This is a genomic window from Tropicimonas sp. IMCC34011 (assembly GCF_003390865.1).
In the GTDB taxonomy this organism is placed as follows: domain Bacteria; phylum Pseudomonadota; class Alphaproteobacteria; order Rhodobacterales; family Rhodobacteraceae; genus Tropicimonas_B.
The window spans coordinates 409,935-428,458 of sequence record NZ_QMEJ01000003.1 but is presented as its reverse complement, the minus strand read 5'-3'; the positions used below and the strand labels follow the sequence as shown (position 1 = coordinate 428,458).

Here is an 18,524-nt window from a genome sequence, read left to right as displayed (position 1 = left end):
TCAGCCTCCCGCGACCTTGAGCGAGATCTTCCCGATATGCTCGGAGGTCTCCATCCGGCGATGCGCGTCCGCCGCGGCTTCGAGATCGTACTCGCTGTCGAGAACGGGGGCCACGCGGCCGGCGTCGAGCAGCGGCCAGACCCGCTCCCGCAGCTCCCGCGCGATCTTCGCCTTGGCTTCCACCGATTGGGGCCTCAGGGTCGACCCGGTGATGGTCTGGCGGTTCATCATCATGGGGGCGAAGTTGATCTCCGCCTTCGCACCGCCGAGGAACGCGATGATCACGAGCCGGGCGTCCTGCGCCATCGCCTTGAGGTTTCGCGCGATATAGTCGCCCGCGACCATGTCCAGAACGACGTCGGCGCCGCCTTCGTCCTTCAGGATCGAGACGAAGTCTTCCTCGCGGTAATTGATCGCGCGCTCGGCGCCGAGCTTCTCGCAGGCGGCGCATTTTTCGGCGCTGCCGGCGGTCGCGAAGACCCGCGCGCCGAAGGCGGAGGCGAGCTGGATCGCGGTGGTGCCGATCCCGGAGGAGCCGCCATGGACGAGGAAGCGCTCACCACCTTCCAGATGCCCGCGCATGAAAACATTGGACCAGACCGTGAAGAACGTCTCTGGCAGGCAGGCGGCCTCCCGCAGGGACATGTCCGTGGGTACGGGAAGGCAGTGGCTCGCGGGACAGACGACATACTCGGCATACCCGCCGCCCGGCAGAAGCGCGCAGACCGCATCCCCCACGGACCATTCTCCGACACTCTCCCCCGTCGCCGCGACATGGCCCGAAGCTTCGAGCCCCGGCAGGTCGCTGGCACCCGGAGGCGGCGCGTAGGTGCCGCCGCGCTGCGCTGCATCCGGCCGGTTCACCCCCGCATGGGCGACGCGGATCAGGACCTCGCCCGGGCCGGGTTTCGGAACGGGGCGCTCGGTGAGACGGAGGACCTCCGGGGCGCCGTGTTCGCTGATCTCGACGGCGCGCATGGTTTTGGGCAGATCGCTCGTCATCACGCGGGCCCCACCGGTCCGGGGCGGGGGCCGCTACCGGCATCGCCGGACGTCTCAGCCGGCCCAACCGGGCCGGGACGCGGACCCGCGGCAGGGTCGGGGGAGCTTGCCTCCGAGCCCGCCGGAGGCATCCCCGCGCCCGGTGCTGGCGGCGGGCTCCAGCGGCCCGGCATCATCTCTTCCATGTTCCGCATCGGCGCCCGCACCCGTCCGAAGAGCCATTCCGGTCCGGCGGTGAAGGGCTTCAGGAAGGGCGCCTCGCGCAGGCGGGATTTCACCTTCTCGAACTGCATCACGTTGCCGATCCGGCGATCGAGAAAGGCCCAGGTATCCGACGAGCCGAGCGAATCGTCCCCGAGCCACATCAGCAGCGTCGAGCCGTAGACCCCGGCGAGGGTCGTGCGCTTGGTGTACCAGTTCAGATCGTCGGACGTGTCGCCGAGCGCCGTCCAGATCGCATCCGCCGTCGACCAGAGCGCCTTCGCGCCGTCGGGGGCGTATTGCGGCAGGGAGAAGAGCGTCGCGCCGCGGCGCACCGCTTCCTTGCTGCCGGCGACCTCGAGACGGATGCGCACGGCAGCGCTGATCTTGTCGCGAAAGCGCAGGCCGGTCATGTCGGTCGTCCGCAGACGCTCGACCATCTGCGCGTCACCCCTTTTGTGAAAGGCGATCGCGAGGTCCACCGCGCCGCGCGGAAAGATCGAGCGGGCGAGGCTCTCGGAGATGCCGGTCTCGCGGCAGGCGGCCCTCAGCGTCCGCTCCGACCACCCGTCGAAGGCAACATGACGAAGCGCGGCGTCGAGCAGCTGCGTCTCGGTCGGGTCGGCATGTCCGGTGGTGGCTGGGTCGGCAATCATGGAGGGCCCTTTCGTCGGTCTTCGTTCAACGCGCAGTGGACAAGCTAAAGCGGCATTGCTATATGGCCACCTCCTGCAAGAATGAAACGCTAACTGGAAAGGTGGTGACACCCACATGCAGGTCAGTGTCCGCGACAACAACGTTGATCAGGCTCTCCGTGCCCTGAAGAAGAAGCTTCAGCGCGAAGGCGTCTTTCGCGAGATGAAATTGCGCCAGCACTTCGAGAAACCCTCGGAGAAAAAGGCGCGTGAGAAGGCCGAGGCGATTCGCCGCGCCCGCAAGCTCGCCCGGAAGAAGGCTCAGCGCGAAGGGATGCTCTGATCCCTGGCTGAGGCCAGTCCGCGGCTCGAGCAATTGGTCGCGACGTTCGAATCGAAGCCCCCGCCGGGACATCCGGGCGGGGGTTTTGCTTGTTCGGTGGAGCGCGTTGCGCGCTCCCGCAGGGGCGTCAGGCCTTCGGTCGCTCCAGAAGCGCGTCCCGGATCTCGATCAGGAGCTGCCGCTCGGTCGGGCCGGGATCGGCCGGCGGAACGCTCGGCTCGGCTTCCACCTCTTCGCGCATCGCCGCGTCCTTCACCCGGTTCACCAGCTTCACCAGCATGAACACAACGAAGGCGACGATCAGGAAGTTGATCACCGCCATCACGAAGGCCCCGTATGCGAAGACCGGATCGCCCGAGGCGCGGGCCTCCTCGAGGCTGGCATAGTCGGTCGGACCGAGCACGTAGAACATGCCCGTGAAATCGATCCCCCCGGTGAAGAGGCCGATGAACGGATTGATCAGATCCCCCACGAGCGACGTCACGATCGCGGTGAAGGCCGCGCCGACGATGATGCCCACGGCCATGTCCATCACGTTGCCGCGGGCGATGAAGTTGCGAAATTCTGTCAGCATGTCCCTGCCTTGTCTGTCTCTCGGGCGCCAATGCCCCCCGGTTCGCGCGCTAGGGCACACCACTCGCGCGCGCCCTCGGGGGGTTTCCTCCGCCGCGACCGCATTATCTTGGGCGCACAGAGACAGTAAACGGAAAGCACCCGCCAATGGCAGACCTCAGTTCATTCCCGATCACCACCCGCTGGCCCGCGAAGGATCCGAGCGTCATCCAGCTCTATTCCTTCCCCACGCCGAACGGGCAGAAGGCCTCGATCGCGCTCGAGGAATTGTCCCTGCCCTATGAGGCGCACCGGGTCACGCTGAAGGACGAAGACGTCAAGAGCGACGCCTTCCTGTCCCTCAACCCAAACAACAAGATCCCGGCGATCATCGATCCCGACGGCCCGCACGGCGAGCCGATCGGCCTCTTCGAAAGCGGCGCGATTCTCCTCTATCTGGCGGAGAAGACGAAGAAGCTTCTCGGCACGACCGAGGCGGACCGCTATCACACGATGCAGTGGCTGATGTTCCAGATGGGCGGCGTCGGGCCGATGTTCGGCCAGCTCGGCTACTTCTATGCCCATGGCGGCAAGGAGATCGAGGATCCCCGCCCCCGCGAGCGCTACATCAACGAGTCCCGGCGCCTGCTGAACGTGGTCGAGGGGCAGCTCGATGGCCGCGACTGGATCGTCGGGCCCTATACCATCGCCGATATCGCCCTCGCACCGTGGCTCAACGTGTTCGGGTTCTACGACGCGAAGGACGCCGTGGGCTGGGACGAGTTTCCGAAGGTGAAGGACTACGTCGAACGCTTCTTCAACCGTCCGGCGGTGGAGCGCGGCCGGAACACCCCGCCCGCCGAGGGCTGATCCGAAGGAGCGGGGCCGCGCCGTTGGCCCCGCTTGCCCTCGGACGCCGCGGCGCTTAGCTCGGGGGGTATCGCCAGAACGATCCCGGAGAGCCTCATGGACCAGTCCCTCGAGCCGCTGACGGCCGCGCTTCTCGATGCCGCCCGCAAGGCCGGCGCGGACGACGCTGACGCGATCGCCGTTGCAGGCACCTCGCTGGATGTGGACGTGCGCGGCGGTGCCCTGGAACATGCCGAGCGCTCGGAGGCCATCGACCTCGGCCTGCGCGTGATCCTCGGTCAACGGCAGGCAACCGTGGCCGCCTCCGATACGCGCCCCGAAACGCTTGAGGAGATGGCGACCCGCGCCGTGGCCATGGCGAAGGAAGCGCCGGAGGATCCCGGCGTCGGCCTCGCGCCTGCCGAGCAGCTGTCCGAGTGCCGGGATGCGGCGGGCCTCGAGCTCGACGATCCGGGCGACGATCCGGACCCCGCCGCGCTGGAGCGGGATGCGCTGGAGACCGAGGCCGCCGCCCTCGCCCATGACGGCATCTCGATGATGGACAGCGTCGGCGCGGGATACGCCCGCCGCCGTCTCCACCTCGCCGCCACGAACGGCTTTTCGGGCGGCTACACCCGCAGCGATTACAGCCTCTACGCCGTCGCGATCACCGGCGAGGGCACGAAGATGGAACGCGACTATTACGGGGAGAGCCGCACGCACCGCGCGGACATGCCGAGCCCCGCGGAGGTCGGCCGCATTGCAGCCGAGCGCACACTCGCCCGTGCTGGTGCCCGCCGCCCGAAGACCGGCGCCTACCCCGTGCTCTACGATGAACGCATCTCCTCGGGGCTGATCGGGCATCTTTTGTCGGCGATCAACGGCACCGCCATCGTGCGCGGGGCAAGCTGGCTGTCGGACGCGATGGGCAAGCAGGTCCTGCCCGCCGGCCTTACCCTCACCGAGGAGCCGCATCGCCCCCGCACCGGCGGCGCGCGGCTCTTCGACGCCGAGGGACTGCCCACGCGGAAACGGGAGCTCGTCTCGGACGGAATTCTCCAAAGCTGGATTCTCGATCTAGCGAGCGCCCGCAAGCTGGGGCTGGAAAGCACCGCCAGCGCGTCCCGGTCCCCTGCCGGCGCCCCTGCCCCCTCCGCCGGCAACGTGACCCTGTCGCAGGGCACGAAAAGCCGCGAGGAGCTGATGCGGGACATGGGGACGGGATTCCTCGTCACCTCGCTGCTCGGCTCCACCATCAATCCCAACAACGGCGACTATTCCCGCGGGGCCTCGGGCTTCTGGATCGAGAACGGCGAGATCGCCTATCCGGTCAACGAATGCACCATCGCGGGCAATCTAAGGGACATGCTCCTCGGCCTCACACCGGCGAACGACGCCCGCCCCTGGCTCTCCCGCGTGGTGCCGTCGCTCCTCGTGGAAGGGATGACGCTTGCCGGTGAGTGACCTCGATTTCATCGCCGAGGCCGCGCGGGAGGCCGGGCGCATCGCGCTCACGCATTTTCGCGGCGACCCGCAGGTCTGGGAAAAGGACGACGATCAGGGCCCCGTGACGGAGGCGGACCTTGCCGTCGACGCGTTCCTCAAGGAGCGCCTGCTCGGCGGCCGCGAGGGATACGGCTGGCTGTCCGAAGAGACCGCGGACGACGAGGACCGACTGTCCCGCAGCCGCATCTTCATCGTCGATCCCATCGACGGCACACGCGCCTTCATGAAGGGGGAGACGGCGTGGTCCATATCCATTGCCGTGATCGAGGACGGCGCTCCGGTGGCCGGTGTCGTCTATCTCCCCGCCAAGGAGACGCTCTATAGCGCCAGCCGCGGAGACGGCGCGACCCTGGACGGTCGGCCCATCCGCGTCAGCCGCCGCGACGCCCTCGACGGGGCGCATGTCCTCGCTGCGGGCCAGGCTCTGAAGGATGACGTCTGGAGCGGCGAGGTCCCCGCCATGCGGCGGCATTTCCGGACCTCGCTGGCGTACCGGATGTCCCTCGTTGGCGAGGGGCGGTTCGATGCGATGATGACGCTGCGCGAGACGTGGGAGTGGGACATTGCCGCAGGCACGCTCATCGCCTCGGAAGCAGGGGCCCTGGTGACCGACCGATCCGGACGGCCCCTGAGCTTCAACACGCCGCAGCGCTTCACGGATGGCGTCGTCGCCGCGCCGCCTGCCCTTCACGCCGAGGCCCTCGCGCGGCTCCGCTGACACTCGGGGGAGATTTCAAGGAGCCTTACTCCTCCTTCTCCATCGTGCACTGGAGCGGATGCTGATGGCGGCGGGCAAAGTCCATCACCTGCGCGACCTTCGTCTCAGCGATCTCGTGACTGAACACGCCCACCACGGCGACGCCGCGCTTGTGGACCACCAGCATGATCTCGAAGGACTGCGCGTGGGACATGCCGAAGAACCGCTCCAGCACGTGAACGACGAATTCCATCGGCGTGTAGTCGTCATTCAGCAGCAGCACCTTGTAGAGCGGCGGCTTCTGCGTCTTCGGCCTGGTCTTCGTCACCACGGCGGCATCGCCGTCGGGGGGACCGTCGTCAGGATCCGTCATCGTCCAATCTGTCACGTCGACTGAGCTCCGGTCGGGTGGCGGGTGGTTCGGGGGGTCAGGGGCGGTTATATAAGCGTCCCGCCCGCCCTGAAAAGGGCAAGACACGGAACGAGAGGCTGCCACCCTTGCCCGCGATCACGACTGTCGGCTTCGACGCCGACGACACGCTTTGGCACAACGAGCGATTCTTTGCGATCACGCAGGACCGGTTCGCCGAGCTTCTGGTCGATTATGCCGGTCGCGAGCATCTCGACGAGCGCCTTCTCGCCGCCGAATACCGCAACCTCGGGCGCTACGGCTACGGCATCAAGGCATTCTTGCTGACGATGGTCGAAACCGCCATCGAGGTCACCGACGCCAAGCTCCCCGCCAGTGTGATCCGCCAGATCCTCGAGATCGGTCACGAGATGCTGGAGCATCCGATCGAGCTGCTCCCGCATGCCCGCACCGCTGTGGAAGAGGTCGCCGGCAGCCGCCGCGCCATCCTCGTGACCAAGGGCGATCTTCTCGACCAGGAACGCAAGCTGGCGCAATCGGGCCTCGGGGACCTCTTCGCCGGTGTGGAGATCGTGTCCGAGAAGACGCCGCAGGTCTACGCCCGGATATTCGACGAACGGGGCGATGGTGCCGCCCGCTCGATCATGGTCGGCAACTCGGTCAAGTCGGACATCCTTCCCGCCCTCGCGGCGGGCGCCCATGCCGCCCATGTCCCCTTCGATCTGAAATGGGCGCTGGAGCATGCCGAGCACCCCGAGCCGCAGCCCCGATTCCATGAGCTGGCCGATCTCGGTGGCCTTCCGGCGCTCCTCGAGCAGCTGGATGAAGGGACCGCATCCGGCGTCTGAATGCCTCCCTAGAGGCGGCTTCATCGAGCGAAGCAATTGCGGCGCCTCGCTTTTTGTCCACATGAACTCTTTCTGCGACGACCATGAAAAAGCTGGCTTTTCGCGTTATCGATTACGTGTTAGCGTCATGTAAATCATAAGAGTCGACACTCGGAGACATAACCGGGGCGACGCGAGGCAGATGAGGCAGTACCGTGGCGAAATACCGCGAACGGGGGCATAACGCCCTCACTCTCCCCTTTGTGGCTGCACTGATCCTGTTGGTGACCTTCGGCGCCACGCTCCGGGCCGGCGCAGCACCCTACGCAGACTTCGTGATCGATGCGCGGACAGGTCAGGTCCTCCATCAGGAGAACGCCGATACGAGGCTGCACCCGGCCTCGCTTACCAAGATGATGACGCTCTACATCGCCTTCGAGGCGATCACGCGGGGCGAGATCGGGCTGGATTCGCAGGTCCTCATCTCGAAGAAGGCTGCGTCGGAAGAGCCATCGAAGCTCGGTCTCGTGGCCGGGCAGAAGATCGAACTTCGCTACCTGATCCGCGCCGCGGCCGTGAAATCCGCCAACGATGCGGCGACGGCGATCGGGGAGGCGATCGAGGGGTCCGAAGCGGCCTTCGCCCGCCGGATGAACCGCACCGCACAGGCCCTCGGGATGACCCGGACGACGTTCAAGAACGCCCACGGCCTGACCGAGGAGGGCCACCTCTCCACCGCGCGGGACATGACCACGATGGGGCGGCATCTGTTCTACGACTACCCGCAATACTACAACCTGTTCTCCCGTATCACCGCGGATGCGAAGGTCCGCACGGTGGCTCATACGAACCGCCGCTTCCTGCGCGACTATGCCGGGGCCGACGGGATCAAGACGGGCTACACCCGCGCCGCCGGCTTCAACCTCGTCGCCTCCGCCGAGCGGGACGGCAAGCGAATCATCACCACCGTCTTCGGCGGTCGGTCCACGGCGACGCGGAACGATCGGGTGGCAGAGCTGATGAATCTCGGCTTCAGCCAGGCTCCCGGCGCCGTCCAGCTCGCGCGGCCGTCTGCCCCCGATTACGATAGCCTGCCCGGAACGCCCGGCTCCACCGCGGGCAAGACGCTGCGGGTCAGCGGTCTCGTAAATCGCTCGCCCCGCCCGAACGGACGCCCGAGACCCCAGGTGCCCGAAGGCATGATCGTCGCCCTGCAGGACGGCGTGGCGGAGGCCGTCGCCCTCGCGACGGATGATCAGGCAGAACAGATCGCCTCTCTCGTCGCCGGTGCGGAAAAGCTCGAGGACACCAGCGCCGAGGCGCCCCTGCCTGGCGGCGTCTCCCTCGCGGGCATCCGGCCGGAACCGAGCCCCGTCGAGGTCCGCGAGGAGATGGAGGACGCCATCGCCGTGGCCGATACCGCCTCCACCGAAGAGGTGGCGGGGATGATCGCAGGTGACGGAGCCGCGAAGCCCGAGGACGGCGCGGAGATGGCACTCACCGCCTCCGGCAAGCCTCTACCGGGGGCGGAGGCTCCCGAGATCGGCGCCAATGTTGAGGATCTGGTCGTCGCGGCAATGGGCGGCGGGGCCGCAAGCGATGCAAAAGATACTGGCGTGGCGCCCGCGGACGCTACCGTCGTCCCGAAATCCCGCCCCCGCGTTCTGGACTTCGCCGTCGCTGAGGCGGCGGAGCCGCAGCAGGCCTCCATTCCCGCTCCCGCGCCGCGCCCCGAAGTCGTGGTCCGCGCCTCCACCTCCGGAGGGCGCCATTGGGGCATCTCGGTCGGGCAGTACAATTCGCGCTTCGAGGCGGAGAAGGTCCTGCTGAAGACCGCGCTTCGCGAAGTCGAGACGCTCGATGGATCCCTGCGCAAGGTGAACCAGCGCGCGACAGGCTATGACGCCACCTTCATGGGGCTCACGCAGGACCAGGCCGCCGCCGCCTGCGCCCGCCTCCAGGCCCGCGGCTCCGATTGCTCGACCGTCAGTCCGGGCTGAGAGCGGAACATTCCGTGCAGTGAAAAGGCGCCCCTGCGGGCGCCTTTTTCATGTCTGCCCAACGGGTCCGGGCGTGGCTGGAAGCGGTTTCGCGGCCGGCAAACCCCGCGCCTGCCCTGCGCCCGCCGCGCCGCGGGGGCGCACCCGGGAGGATCTCAAGCGTCGTTCAGATTGAGCGCAGCGGCCATCAAAGCACGGGTGTAATCGGATTTCGGCGCGGCGAAGACCTGCTCGGCCGGCCCCGATTCCACCACGTCTCCCTGCTTCATGACCATCACGTGGTGGCTCAGGGCACGAATGACGCGGAGGTCGTGGCTGATGAAGAGATAGGCCAGCTTGTACTTCACCTGCAGCCGCCGCAGCAGGTCCACGATCTGCACCTGAACCGTCATGTCGAGCGCGCTCGTCGGTTCATCGAGAACGACGAGGCGCGGGCGCAGGATCATGGCGCGGGCGATGGCGATTCGCTGACGCTGGCCACCCGAGAATTCATGCGGGTAGCGATGCATCGTCGCCGGATCGAGACCGACCTCGGCAAGCATCTCGGCCACCATCTCGCGCCGGTCGCGGCGCTCGTGCATGTCGTGGACGCCGAGGCCCTCCGCCACGATCTGCTCCACCGTCATCCGCGGGGAGAGGGAGCCGTAGGGGTCTTGGAAGACGATCTGCATGTCCCTCCGGAGCCGTCGGATTTCCTTCGATTTCCAGCCCTGAACGTCCTGTCCCAAAAAGAGGATCGGCCCGTCCGACGAGATCAGCCGCATGATCGCGAGCGCCAGCGTCGTCTTGCCGGAGCCGCTTTCGCCGACGACGCCCACGGTCTGCCCCTCCCGGATGGACAGCGTCGCGTCGTTCACCGCCTTCACATGGCCGACGGTCTTCTTCATGAAGCCCCGCTGGATCGGAAACCAGACCCGGAGCCCTTCCGTCTCCACGATGGTCTCGCCGTCCTCCGGCATGGCGGGCGCGCGGCCGGACGGCTCCGCGTTCAGCAGCTTTCGGGTATAGGGGTGCTTGGGATCGGCGAAGATCTCCTCCGTGCGTCCCGTCTCGACGATCTCCCCGTCCTTCATCACGCAGACCCGGTCGGCAATGCGGCGGACAATGCCGAGGTCGTGCGTGATGAACAGAAGGGACATGCCCTCCGCATCCTTCAGCTCTGCAAGAAGCTCGAGAATCTGGGCCTGGATCGTCACGTCGAGCGCCGTTGTCGGCTCGTCGGCGATGAGCAGGTCCGGGCCGTTCGCCAGCGCCATGGCGATCATCACGCGCTGTCGTTGACCGCCGGAGAGCTGGTGCGGATAGGCTCCCAGTCGCTCTTCGACGTCGCGGATACCGACTCTTTTTAGAAGGTCGATCACTCGCGCCTTCGCCTTCTCTCCCGTCAGGCCCTGGTGGAGCGCAAGCGATTCGAGAAGCTGTTTCTCCAGCGTATGAAGCGGGTTCAGGGAGGTCATCGGCTCCTGGAAGATGAAGCTGATGTCATTGCCGCGGACCCGGCGCAGGTCCTTCTCGGGAGCGCCGATCATCTCGGTGCCCTCGTAGCTCACCGAGCCGCTGACGGACGCGTTCTCTCCCAGAAGCGCGACCGTCGAAAGCGCCGTGACGGACTTGCCCGACCCGCTTTCGCCCACGAGCGCGACGGTCTCGCCCCGGCCCACCTCGAAGGAGACGCCCTTTACCGCATCGATCTGCCGTCCGTCCTGCGAGAACGCGATGCGCAGATCCCGAACCGTGAGGACGGCGCGCTCAGCCCCGTGATCGCTCATGAGAAGGTCTTCCTGGGGTCGAAGGCGTCCCGCACCCCCTCGAAAATGAATACGAGGAGGGAGAGCATGATGGCGAAGGTGAAGAAGGCGGTGAAGCCGAGCCACGGCGCCTGGAGGTTCTGCTTGGCCTGGAGCGTGAGTTCGCCGAGCGAGGGCGAGGAGGCGGGAAGGCCGAACCCGAGGAAGTCCAGCGAGGCGAGCGTGCCGATGGTCGCCGTGATCAGGAACGGCATCATCGTCAACGTCGCCACCATCGCATTCGGCAGCATGTGCCGGAACATGATCGTCACGTCCGACACCCCGAGCGCGCGGGCCGCGCGGACATATTCGAAGTTCCGCGCCCTGAGGAACTCCGCCCGCACGACGCCGACGAGGGCGGGCCAGCCGAAAAGGACGGTCAGGAAGACCAGAAGCCAGAAGCCGCGACCGAAGATCGCGAACATGATGATGATGATGTAGAGCGAGGGCGTCGAACTCCAGATCTCGATGATACGCTGGAAGATCAGGTCCACCTTCCCGCCGAAGAACCCCTGAACGGCACCCGCAGCGATGCCGATGACGGAGGCTGAGGCGGTCACGATCAGGGTGAAGACAATGGAGAGACGGAAGCCGTAGATGACCCGTGCGAGCACGTCCCGCGTCGCATCGTCCGTGCCGAGCCAATGGTCCGCATCGGGGGGCGACGGCGCCGGGCGTCCGAGATTGTTCGGTGTGTTGTAGCTGTAGGGAATGAGCGGCCAAATCGACCAGCCCGCCTCGATGGCTTCGCCGTTTACCATGCCGTCGCCCGCATCCTCGATCAGCCCCTCGGGGTCGTCGAAGCACTCCACGAGCCCGCCGGTGGCGATGAGGCACTTCACCTCGACATCGCGGTAGGCTGCCTCGGTCGGGAAATCGCCACCGAATGTGGTCTCGGGATAGACGTTGGTCAGCGGGAAATAGAGGTCCCCGCGATACTGGACGAGGAGCGGCTTGTCGTTGGCGATGAGTTCGGCGCAAAGCGACAACGCGAAGAGCACGGCGAAGACCCAGAGGGACCAGAAGGCGCGCCGGTTGCGCGTGAAGTTCCGCCAGCGGCGCCGGTTCAGCGGGGACAGGAAGCCGCGGCGGCCCGGCGGCATGGCATACCCGTCATGCGCCTTCACGTCCTCGACTTCGGCATCGACCGCCTTGGGGAGATCCTCGAGCTGGGCCATCTCAGGTCTCCCTGCTCTCGAAATCGATCCTGGGATCGACGAAGACGTAGCACAGGTCGCTGACGATGTTCACGAGCAGTCCGATCAGGCCGAAGACGTAGAGGGTGCCGAAGACCACCGGGTAATCCCGCGCCACGGCTGCCTCGAAGCCGAGCCGCCCCAGCCCGTCCAGCGAGAAGATCGTCTCGATGATGATCGACGCGCCGAAGAAGACCGAGAGAAACGCGCCCGGAAAGCCAGCGATCACGATCAGCATCGCATTGCGGAAGACGTGACCGTAGAGCACCTGCCGTTCATCCAGCCCCTTGGCCTTCGCGGTGATCACGTACTGCTTCTTGATCTCGTCGAGAAACGAGTTCTTCGTCAGCAGGGTCAGGGTGGCGAAGCTGGAGATGGTCGTCGCGATCACCGGCAGCGTGATGTGCCAGAAGTAGTCGGCGATCTTCTCGAGCGGTCCGAGCTGGTCGAAATTCTCGGACACCAGCCCCCTGAGCGGGAAGATCTGCCAGTAGGACCCGCCAGCGAACAGAACCAGCAGCAGGATCGCGAAGAGAAAGCCCGGGATCGCATAGGCCACGATGATGCCGGCAGAGGTCCAGGTGTCGAAGGGGGTGCCGTCCTTGACGGCCTTGCGGATGCCCAGCGGGATGGAGATGAGGTAGGCGATCAGGGTGGACCACAGGCCCAGCGTGATCGACACCGGCATCTTCTCCAGCACGAGATCGACCACGGAGATGGAGCGGAAGTAGCTCTCGCCGAAGTCGAAGCGGAGGTAGTTGCCCATCAGGATCGCGAACCGTTCGAAGACGCCGATCGGCTCCGTCACGCATTCCTCCGCATCGAGATCCGGGACGCCGGCATAGCCCGCCTCGCAGACGAGGCGGGAGAACCCCATCTCGATCTCCAGCTCGTCGAGGAAATCCTGCGGCAGGCCGCGGGCGCCCAGATACCCGTTCTCCCCGCCGTCGGGGGCCCCGCCGTCACCTCCGCCGGCGATACCCGCGAACACGTCACCCTCCCCCTGCACCTGCGCGACGATCTGCTCGATCGGTCCGCCGGGCACGAACTGGGTCAGGAAGAAATTGACTACCATGATTCCGAACAGGGTCGGAATGATCAGCAGAAGCCGCCGGAGAATGTAGGCGCCCATAGGGTCTTTCTATCGTCCTTCGGGATCGGTTCGGTCGTCCAGGGCAGGTGTCAGAGCGGTGCTCCCGCCGCGCTCAGCTCTTCGGCCCGCTCAGCGTCGTACCACCAGAAGTCCATGCTGCCGAGCGCATAGGGCGGCAGCGGGTCGGGATGGCGGAAGATGTCGTAATACGCGACGAGGTAGGCCGGGTTGTGCCATTGCGGTACCCAGACGTGCATGTGCCGCAGCACGCGGTCGAGGGCGCGCGCCGCCACATTCAGCTCTTCCTGCGTCTCCGTCTCCATGATGGACCGGATCAGGGAATCGATCGCCGGGGACTGGATGCCGGCCTTGTTGAAGACCGAGCTATCCACGCTTTCGGAGCCGAAATACTGCTTGAGGCCCGCGCCGGGGATATTGCCCTGCCCCAGCATCTGCGTCGTCATGTCGAAATCGAAGGGCGGGCGCTCCCGCTCCGTCGCCTGTGCCTGGTCGACACGCTCCATCGAGGCGTCGATGCCGGCGGAGCGGAGGTTCTGGACATAGGGGTTCACGATCCGCTCGAAGGTCTGGCTGTCATTGAGGATCTCGACGGACAGGGTCCGCCCGTCCTTGCGGCGCAGGCCGTCGCTGCCGACCTCCCAGCCCGCCTCATCCAGAAGCGCGTTCGCGGCCCGGATGTTGGCCCTGTCCATCTGCCTTGCGCCGGAGGTGGGCGCGACCGGCACCTCTTCGGTCAGGACGCCGTCCGGAAGATCGGCCGCGAGGGGCTCCAGAATCGCCAGCTCCTCCTCGGACGGCAGCCCCGTCGCCTCCAGATCGGAGTTCTCGAAGAACGAATCGACGCGCTGGTAGAGGCCGTAGAAGAGTTGTTCGTTGGTCCATTCGAAGTTGAAGAGCAGGTTCATCGCCTGCCGGACGCGCGGATCCTGGAATTGCGGCTCGCGCAGGTTCATCACCCAGCCCTGGCCGGTGGCGATGGAGCCGTCCTCCAGCTCCTCCCGCACGATCCAGCCGCGATCGATCGCGGGAAAATCGTACCCCGTGGCCCAGTCCCGGCTGCTGAACTCCTGACGGAACGTGTAGGCCCCGCCCTTCAGACCCTCGAGCGCGACGGAGTAGTCGGCGAAGTATTCGAGGCGAAGCGTATCGAAATTGTTGCGGCCGACATTGATCGGCAGATCCTCGCCCCAGTAATCCGGGTTACGCTCGTAGCTGGAGGATTGACCGACATCGAGCCGGCCCGGAACGTAAGGCCCGGACCCCAGGAAGGGCGTCATGGAGTTCTCGGCCAGATCGAGGCCGTTCTCCTCGTAGTGAGCTTTGGAGAAAACCGGCAGACCGCCCACCGTCTGGATCACGTCCCGCTTCGGCGCATCTTCGGTGAAGGTGAAATGGATCGTCCGCTCGTCGATGACCTCGGCGCTGTCGACCTGCTCCCGCAAGACCGAGCGGAATGAGGGCAGACCGCTTTCGCGGAACGCCTCGTAGGAGAAGAGAACGTCCTCCGCCGTGACCGGGCTGCCATCGGAGAAGGCGGCGTTCTCGCGGAGGGTGAAGGTCACCTCGGAGCGGTCCGCCGGAAAGGTCAGGCTTTCGGCAAGAAGACCGTAGGCGGAGCCGATCTCGTCCGCCGTTCCCGTCAGCAGGCTCTCATAGGGGGTGGAGGACAAGCGATCCGCCCGTCCCTTCACCGAGTAGGGGTTCATCGAATCGTAGCCGCCGAACGCCCAGGTGGACATCTCGCCGCCCTTCGGCGCATCGGGGTTCACGTAGTCCAGATGCTCGAAGTCGGGCCCGTATTTCAACGAGCCCGGGAACGTCGCGATCCCGTGCTGCGTGACCATCTCCGCCGCGGCCTCGGCCTCAGCGGATGTCGAAGCCCCTTCAGACGTGTCCTGCGCCCGGACGGCCCCCGCCGCGGCAAGTGCCGCAAGCGCGGCCATCGAGAAGGCCATAGCCCTGAAACCGAGAAACGGCGCCTCCACGGCACGAGGCAGGGTCGCGGCTCTGGCGGAACGACGGGTCGGTATCATGGATGGCCTCCGGGTCGTACGTCATGGGTCACGGGTACCGGGTGAGGCTAGAAGCGGGCCGAACCGGAAACAAGGCGAGATTGCGTGAGCGGCGCGCGAGTGGGCTAGCGCCGGACCTCCCAGGCCGGCAGACGCACGGCCCGCGGGACTGACGCCTCCGCCTCTTCTCACTGATTCGGATATGCAAAGGCCCGACACGCGCCATTTCAGCGCCGCCGGGCCCTCGACAGAGAAGGGGGAAGATGGTGCGCGCTCAGCCGCCCGGATTGGTTTCGAGCCAGGCGATCAGGTTCGCGCGGTCCTCGACGTCCGGCAGACCGGCGAAGGACATCTTGGTGCCGGGCGCATAGCCCCGCGGGTTTTCAAGAAAGCCGTTGAGGTGACCGGGGTCCCAGACGTCCGCAACTTCCTCGAGGGCGCCCGAGTAGGCGTAGCCATCGATGCTGTCGACCGCGCGGCCGACGACGTCGTAGAGGGTCGGGCCGGTGGCGTTCGCGCCGGGCTCGAGCTGGTGGCAGGCGCGGCACTTGGCGAAGACGCGTTCGCCGGCACCGGGATCGGCAGCGGCGAACACTTCCTCGAAGGGGACGGCGTCCTCCTCGGGAGCGGCTGCGCCGTCTTCCGGTACGGGAATCGTGTAGGCCTGGTGGACTTCCTCGTCCCCATGCGCGACTTCGCCAACGTGATAGAGCTCTTCGGCCGCCCACGCGCCAAGGAGGAACACGAGTAACGTGCCGCAGAAGCCGCCGATAAGCTTGACCCCGGTCATTGTGTCGAACATGTCGCTTCCCGTCAGATCGTCGTTTGGCGGTCATCTATTATGTTCGCGCCCTTCGGCGCAAGACAGAGAGGGCGCGACAGAACGCCCTTTCGTCACTTGAGCCGCTCAGAGGGACGACCAGGACCATGACAACACCCAGAATCGCCTACCAGGGGGAACCCGGCGCCTATTCTCACCAGGCCTGCGTCGAGGCGCGGCCGGATCACGACCCCATGCCCTGCAGCACCTTCGAGGATGCGATCGAGGCCGTCCGCACCGGAGCGGCGGAGCTCGCGATGCTGCCGGTGGAGAATTCCACCTACGGCCGGGTCGCAGACATCCACCGGCTGCTGCCGGAAAGCGGGCTTCACATCGTCGGCGAGGCGTTCGTCCGGGTTCACATCAGTCTTCTCGGCGTGCCCGGAACGCGGATCGAGAACGTGACGCGGGCGCAGAGCCATACCGTCCTTCTCGGCCAGTGCAGGACTTTCCTTCGCGCCAACGGGATCGAGCCGGTCACCGGGGCGGATACGGCGGGCTCGGCGGCCCATGTCGCCAGGGTGTCGGACCCGTCCCTCGCCGCGCTCGCCAGCGAGCTTGCAGGCGAGATCTACGGCCTCGTTCCTCTCGCGCGCGAAATCGAGGACCAGACGACGAACACGACGCGCTTTCTCGTGATGGCGCGTCAGGCCGACCTGAGCCGCCGCGGCGCCGGCCCGATGATGACGACCTTCGTCTTCCGCGTCCGCAACATTCCGGCCGCGCTCTACAAGGCGCTCGGCGGCTTTGCGACGAACGGCGTCAACATGACGAAGCTCGAGAGCTACATGGCCGGCGGCAACTTCACGGCAACGCAGTTCCACGCCGATATCGAGGGGCATCCGGACGATCGTTCGGTGCGGCTCGCGCTCGAAGAGCTGGACTACTTCACCTCGAAGATCACGCTTCTCGGGGTCTACCCGGCCGATCCGCGGCGCGCCAGGGAGGGCTGAGCGCCGACGCGATCCTCGATGTCCCGCGCGAAGGACGAGACGCGGGACTTGAAGCGCTGGCTCATGTTCGACTTGGCGAGGCGCATCGTCTGGATCAGCACCCGCGCGGCAATCGTCTTGGGCACGAAGTCCACCTCGACGAAAAGCCGGGTGCGCTGCTTGGCGAGGGGGAGAACCTCGGCGGTGACCGTGCCTTCCATTCCGCTCCCCGCGCAGGCAAGTTCGAGCGACGTCTCGGGCTCGAAGCGGGTGATCAGGGCCGTCATCTTGCGCTGCTTGCCGCGAAAATCGAACCGCAGGCGCCATTCGTTGCCGGCCCCCGGCATCGGCCCCGCATCGAGACGCTCGACCTCCGCTCCGCGCCTCAGGACCTGACGCTCGAACCGGCCGAAATCGGTGATCGCGGGCCAGACATCGGCCAGGGGCGCCTCGATGTCCTCACGTGCGGAAAACTTCATGCCGGTCGCCCATGCCTCTTCGTGATCACTGGATTTCGTGCGGAAACGCCGGGAATTGTCCCCTCAATCCAGCCTGTCCGCAAGCCAGTTCCAAAGCAGGAACTGCGCGATGGAGCCGGCGCGAGCGGGGGCGACCCGGGGATGGGCGTCCGCGAAGGCGTCCCCCACCTCCTCCCGCGTGAGCCACATCGCCTCCTCGATCTCGACGGGGTCGATGGTGATCTGGTCGCTCGTCGCCTCCCCGCGACAGCCGATCATCAGCGAGGACGGGAATGGCCAGGGCTGCGATGCGAGGTAGGAGACCGGGCCGACGCGAACTTGGGTCTCCTCCAGCACCTCGCGGCGTACGGCCGCCTCGATGGTCTCCCCGGGCTCGACGAAACCGGCGAGGAGCGAGAACATCCGTTCGGGCCAGTGCGGTGACCGGCCGAGCAGCACGCTGTTGCCGCGCGTGATCAGCATGATGACGACCGGGTCGGTCCGCGGGAAATGCTGCGCGCCGCAGGACGGGCAGTCCCGCCGCCAGCCGGCTTCCACCATGCGCGAAGGAGATCCGCACGCCGCGCAGAAGGCGTGGCTCCGGTGCCATCCGAAGATCGCGCGGGACGTGGCCGCGCATTCGGCATCCGCCGGGGTAAGGCGCGTCATCACCGCACGAATTTCGCTGAAGGCGAGGCCCGGCCGGCCCGGCAGCGCCTCGGTGCCGGCGGGAAGGGCACCGGCGGCGATCTCGACCGCGAAGCGCGTGGTGCCGGCATCGCGGCACAGAAGAACAGGCTCGTTGCAGCCGTCCGGCAGCTCGTCCCTTCGCATCCATCCAAGGCCCGTCTCGGCCACGAGGGGGCGGCCCTCGAAGACCGGCAGGTAGCGGGCGCCGTCCTCCGCCCCGGCGGCGGCGAGCGCGGCCGCGTCCTTGCGAAGGTCCGCGGCGCGGTCGAGGCCGCCTCCGCTGAATGTCACGGTCTCGGCGATCCGCATTCCCGTACTCCCAGCCCTGTCCGGTCCACATCCACGTCGCATAGCCGGACGGGTGACGCAATTGACCCGGCGGGCCGCCGGCTCGAGGGCGAGCGGGCCGCTCCGGCACATCCGGCAACGCCGCGCCTATCGTCGCGTCTGCCCGGGCAGGGAAATCAAAAGTGTCTTCGGGATGTGATCTCGGGGGGATTAGTCTGACCGCGAATCAATTGAAGCGGAGCTCC

The 18,524-nt window shown here is 66.6% G+C and carries 17 protein-coding genes and 1 pseudogene; 7 read left to right on the top strand and 11 right to left on the bottom strand.

Annotation, left to right across the window (positions count from 1 at the left end; genetic code table 11):
* Together DQG15_RS11550 and DQG15_RS11545 are read right to left on the bottom strand one after the other, a co-directional pair.
* On the bottom strand, positions 1-1,002 hold the full coding sequence (locus DQG15_RS11550; RefSeq protein WP_232830811.1) for an NAD(P)H-quinone oxidoreductase: 1,002 nt from the start codon (positions 1,000-1,002) through the stop codon (positions 1-3).
* 149 nt (positions 1,003-1,151) lie between these two features.
* Positions 1,152-1,859: pseudogene (locus tag DQG15_RS11545) on the bottom strand (COQ9 family protein); the annotation flags it as partial.
* Between the two features lie 115 nt (positions 1,860-1,974).
* Here DQG15_RS11545 and rpsU point away from each other — a divergent pair.
* Positions 1,975-2,181, top strand: a complete 207-nt coding sequence (gene rpsU, locus DQG15_RS11540; RefSeq protein ID WP_036556662.1) for a 30S ribosomal protein S21 — start codon at positions 1,975-1,977, stop codon at positions 2,179-2,181.
* 127 nt (positions 2,182-2,308) lie between these two features.
* Here rpsU and mscL read toward each other — a convergent pair whose 3' ends face one another.
* Positions 2,309-2,755 (bottom strand): large conductance mechanosensitive channel protein MscL, encoded by a 447-nt coding sequence (mscL, locus tag DQG15_RS11535; RefSeq protein WP_116085383.1) that lies wholly within the window; start codon positions 2,753-2,755, stop codon positions 2,309-2,311.
* Positions 2,756-2,901: 146 nt separating this feature from the next.
* On the opposite strand from mscL, the gene DQG15_RS11530 reads away from it, so the two are divergent.
* From DQG15_RS11530 to DQG15_RS11520, 3 genes are all read left to right on the top strand, one after another.
* The gene (locus DQG15_RS11530; protein WP_116085381.1) at positions 2,902-3,603 is read left to right on the top strand and encodes a glutathione S-transferase family protein; all 702 of its coding nucleotides are present in this window, start codon (positions 2,902-2,904) and stop codon (positions 3,601-3,603) included.
* Between the two features lie 96 nt (positions 3,604-3,699).
* Positions 3,700-5,046, top strand: a complete 1,347-nt coding sequence (locus tag DQG15_RS11525; RefSeq protein ID WP_116085380.1) for a TldD/PmbA family protein — start codon at positions 3,700-3,702, stop codon at positions 5,044-5,046.
* Positions 5,039-5,806 carry an inositol monophosphatase gene (locus tag DQG15_RS11520; protein ID WP_370454184.1) on the top strand — a complete coding sequence of 256 codons (768 nt, stop codon included), beginning with the start codon at positions 5,039-5,041 and terminating at the stop codon, positions 5,804-5,806. The genes DQG15_RS11525 and DQG15_RS11520 overlap by 8 nt, the downstream gene beginning before the upstream one ends.
* A gap of 25 nt (positions 5,807-5,831) precedes the next feature.
* Here the strand turns inward: DQG15_RS11520 and clpS are convergent, their stop codons facing one another.
* Positions 5,832-6,158 carry an ATP-dependent Clp protease adapter ClpS gene (gene clpS, locus DQG15_RS11515; RefSeq protein WP_116085377.1) on the bottom strand — a complete coding sequence of 109 codons (327 nt, stop codon included), beginning with the start codon at positions 6,156-6,158 and terminating at the stop codon, positions 5,832-5,834.
* 125 nt (positions 6,159-6,283) lie between these two features.
* Between clpS and DQG15_RS11510 the strand changes: the two genes are divergently transcribed.
* Both DQG15_RS11510 and DQG15_RS11505 read left to right on the top strand, forming a co-directional pair.
* The gene (locus DQG15_RS11510) at positions 6,284-7,003 is read left to right on the top strand and encodes an HAD family hydrolase (RefSeq protein WP_116085375.1); all 720 of its coding nucleotides are present in this window, start codon (positions 6,284-6,286) and stop codon (positions 7,001-7,003) included.
* Between the two features lie 242 nt (positions 7,004-7,245).
* A complete protein-coding gene (locus DQG15_RS11505; RefSeq protein ID WP_232830810.1) occupies positions 7,246-8,982 on the top strand; it encodes a serine hydrolase in 1,737 nt (578 codons plus the stop codon).
* A 155-nt stretch (positions 8,983-9,137) separates the two neighbouring features.
* Here DQG15_RS11505 and DQG15_RS11500 read toward each other — a convergent pair whose 3' ends face one another.
* From DQG15_RS11500 to DQG15_RS11480, 5 genes are all read right to left on the bottom strand, one after another.
* A complete protein-coding gene (locus tag DQG15_RS11500) occupies positions 9,138-10,751 on the bottom strand; it encodes an ABC transporter ATP-binding protein (RefSeq protein ID WP_116085374.1) in 1,614 nt (537 codons plus the stop codon).
* Positions 10,748-11,872 (bottom strand): ABC transporter permease, encoded by a 1,125-nt coding sequence (locus tag DQG15_RS11495; protein ID WP_116085613.1) that lies wholly within the window; start codon positions 11,870-11,872, stop codon positions 10,748-10,750. The genes DQG15_RS11500 and DQG15_RS11495 overlap by 4 nt, the downstream gene beginning before the upstream one ends.
* Before the next feature lie 76 nt (positions 11,873-11,948).
* Positions 11,949-13,097 carry a microcin C ABC transporter permease YejB gene (locus DQG15_RS11490; RefSeq protein WP_116085372.1) on the bottom strand — a complete coding sequence of 383 codons (1,149 nt, stop codon included), beginning with the start codon at positions 13,095-13,097 and terminating at the stop codon, positions 11,949-11,951.
* Positions 13,098-13,147: 50 nt separating this feature from the next.
* Entirely contained in the window at positions 13,148-15,112 is a 1,965-nt protein-coding gene (locus DQG15_RS11485) for an extracellular solute-binding protein (RefSeq protein WP_232830809.1), read from the bottom strand.
* A gap of 253 nt (positions 15,113-15,365) precedes the next feature.
* Entirely contained in the window at positions 15,366-15,893 is a 528-nt protein-coding gene (locus DQG15_RS11480; RefSeq protein WP_116085370.1) for a cytochrome c family protein, read from the bottom strand.
* 125 nt (positions 15,894-16,018) lie between these two features.
* Here DQG15_RS11480 and DQG15_RS11475 point away from each other — a divergent pair, with 125 nt between their 5' ends.
* Entirely contained in the window at positions 16,019-16,864 is an 846-nt protein-coding gene (locus tag DQG15_RS11475; protein ID WP_116085369.1) for a prephenate dehydratase, read from the top strand.
* Here the strand turns inward: DQG15_RS11475 and DQG15_RS11470 are convergent.
* A complete protein-coding gene (locus DQG15_RS11470; RefSeq protein WP_116085367.1) occupies positions 16,828-17,322 on the bottom strand; it encodes an SRPBCC family protein in 495 nt (164 codons plus the stop codon). The two genes, DQG15_RS11475 and DQG15_RS11470, sit on opposite strands and share 37 nt — an antisense overlap.
* Before the next feature lie 63 nt (positions 17,323-17,385).
* The gene (gene nudC / locus DQG15_RS11465; protein ID WP_116085365.1) at positions 17,386-18,300 is read right to left on the bottom strand and encodes an NAD(+) diphosphatase; all 915 of its coding nucleotides are present in this window, start codon (positions 18,298-18,300) and stop codon (positions 17,386-17,388) included.
* Positions 18,301-18,524 lie beyond the last annotated feature (224 nt).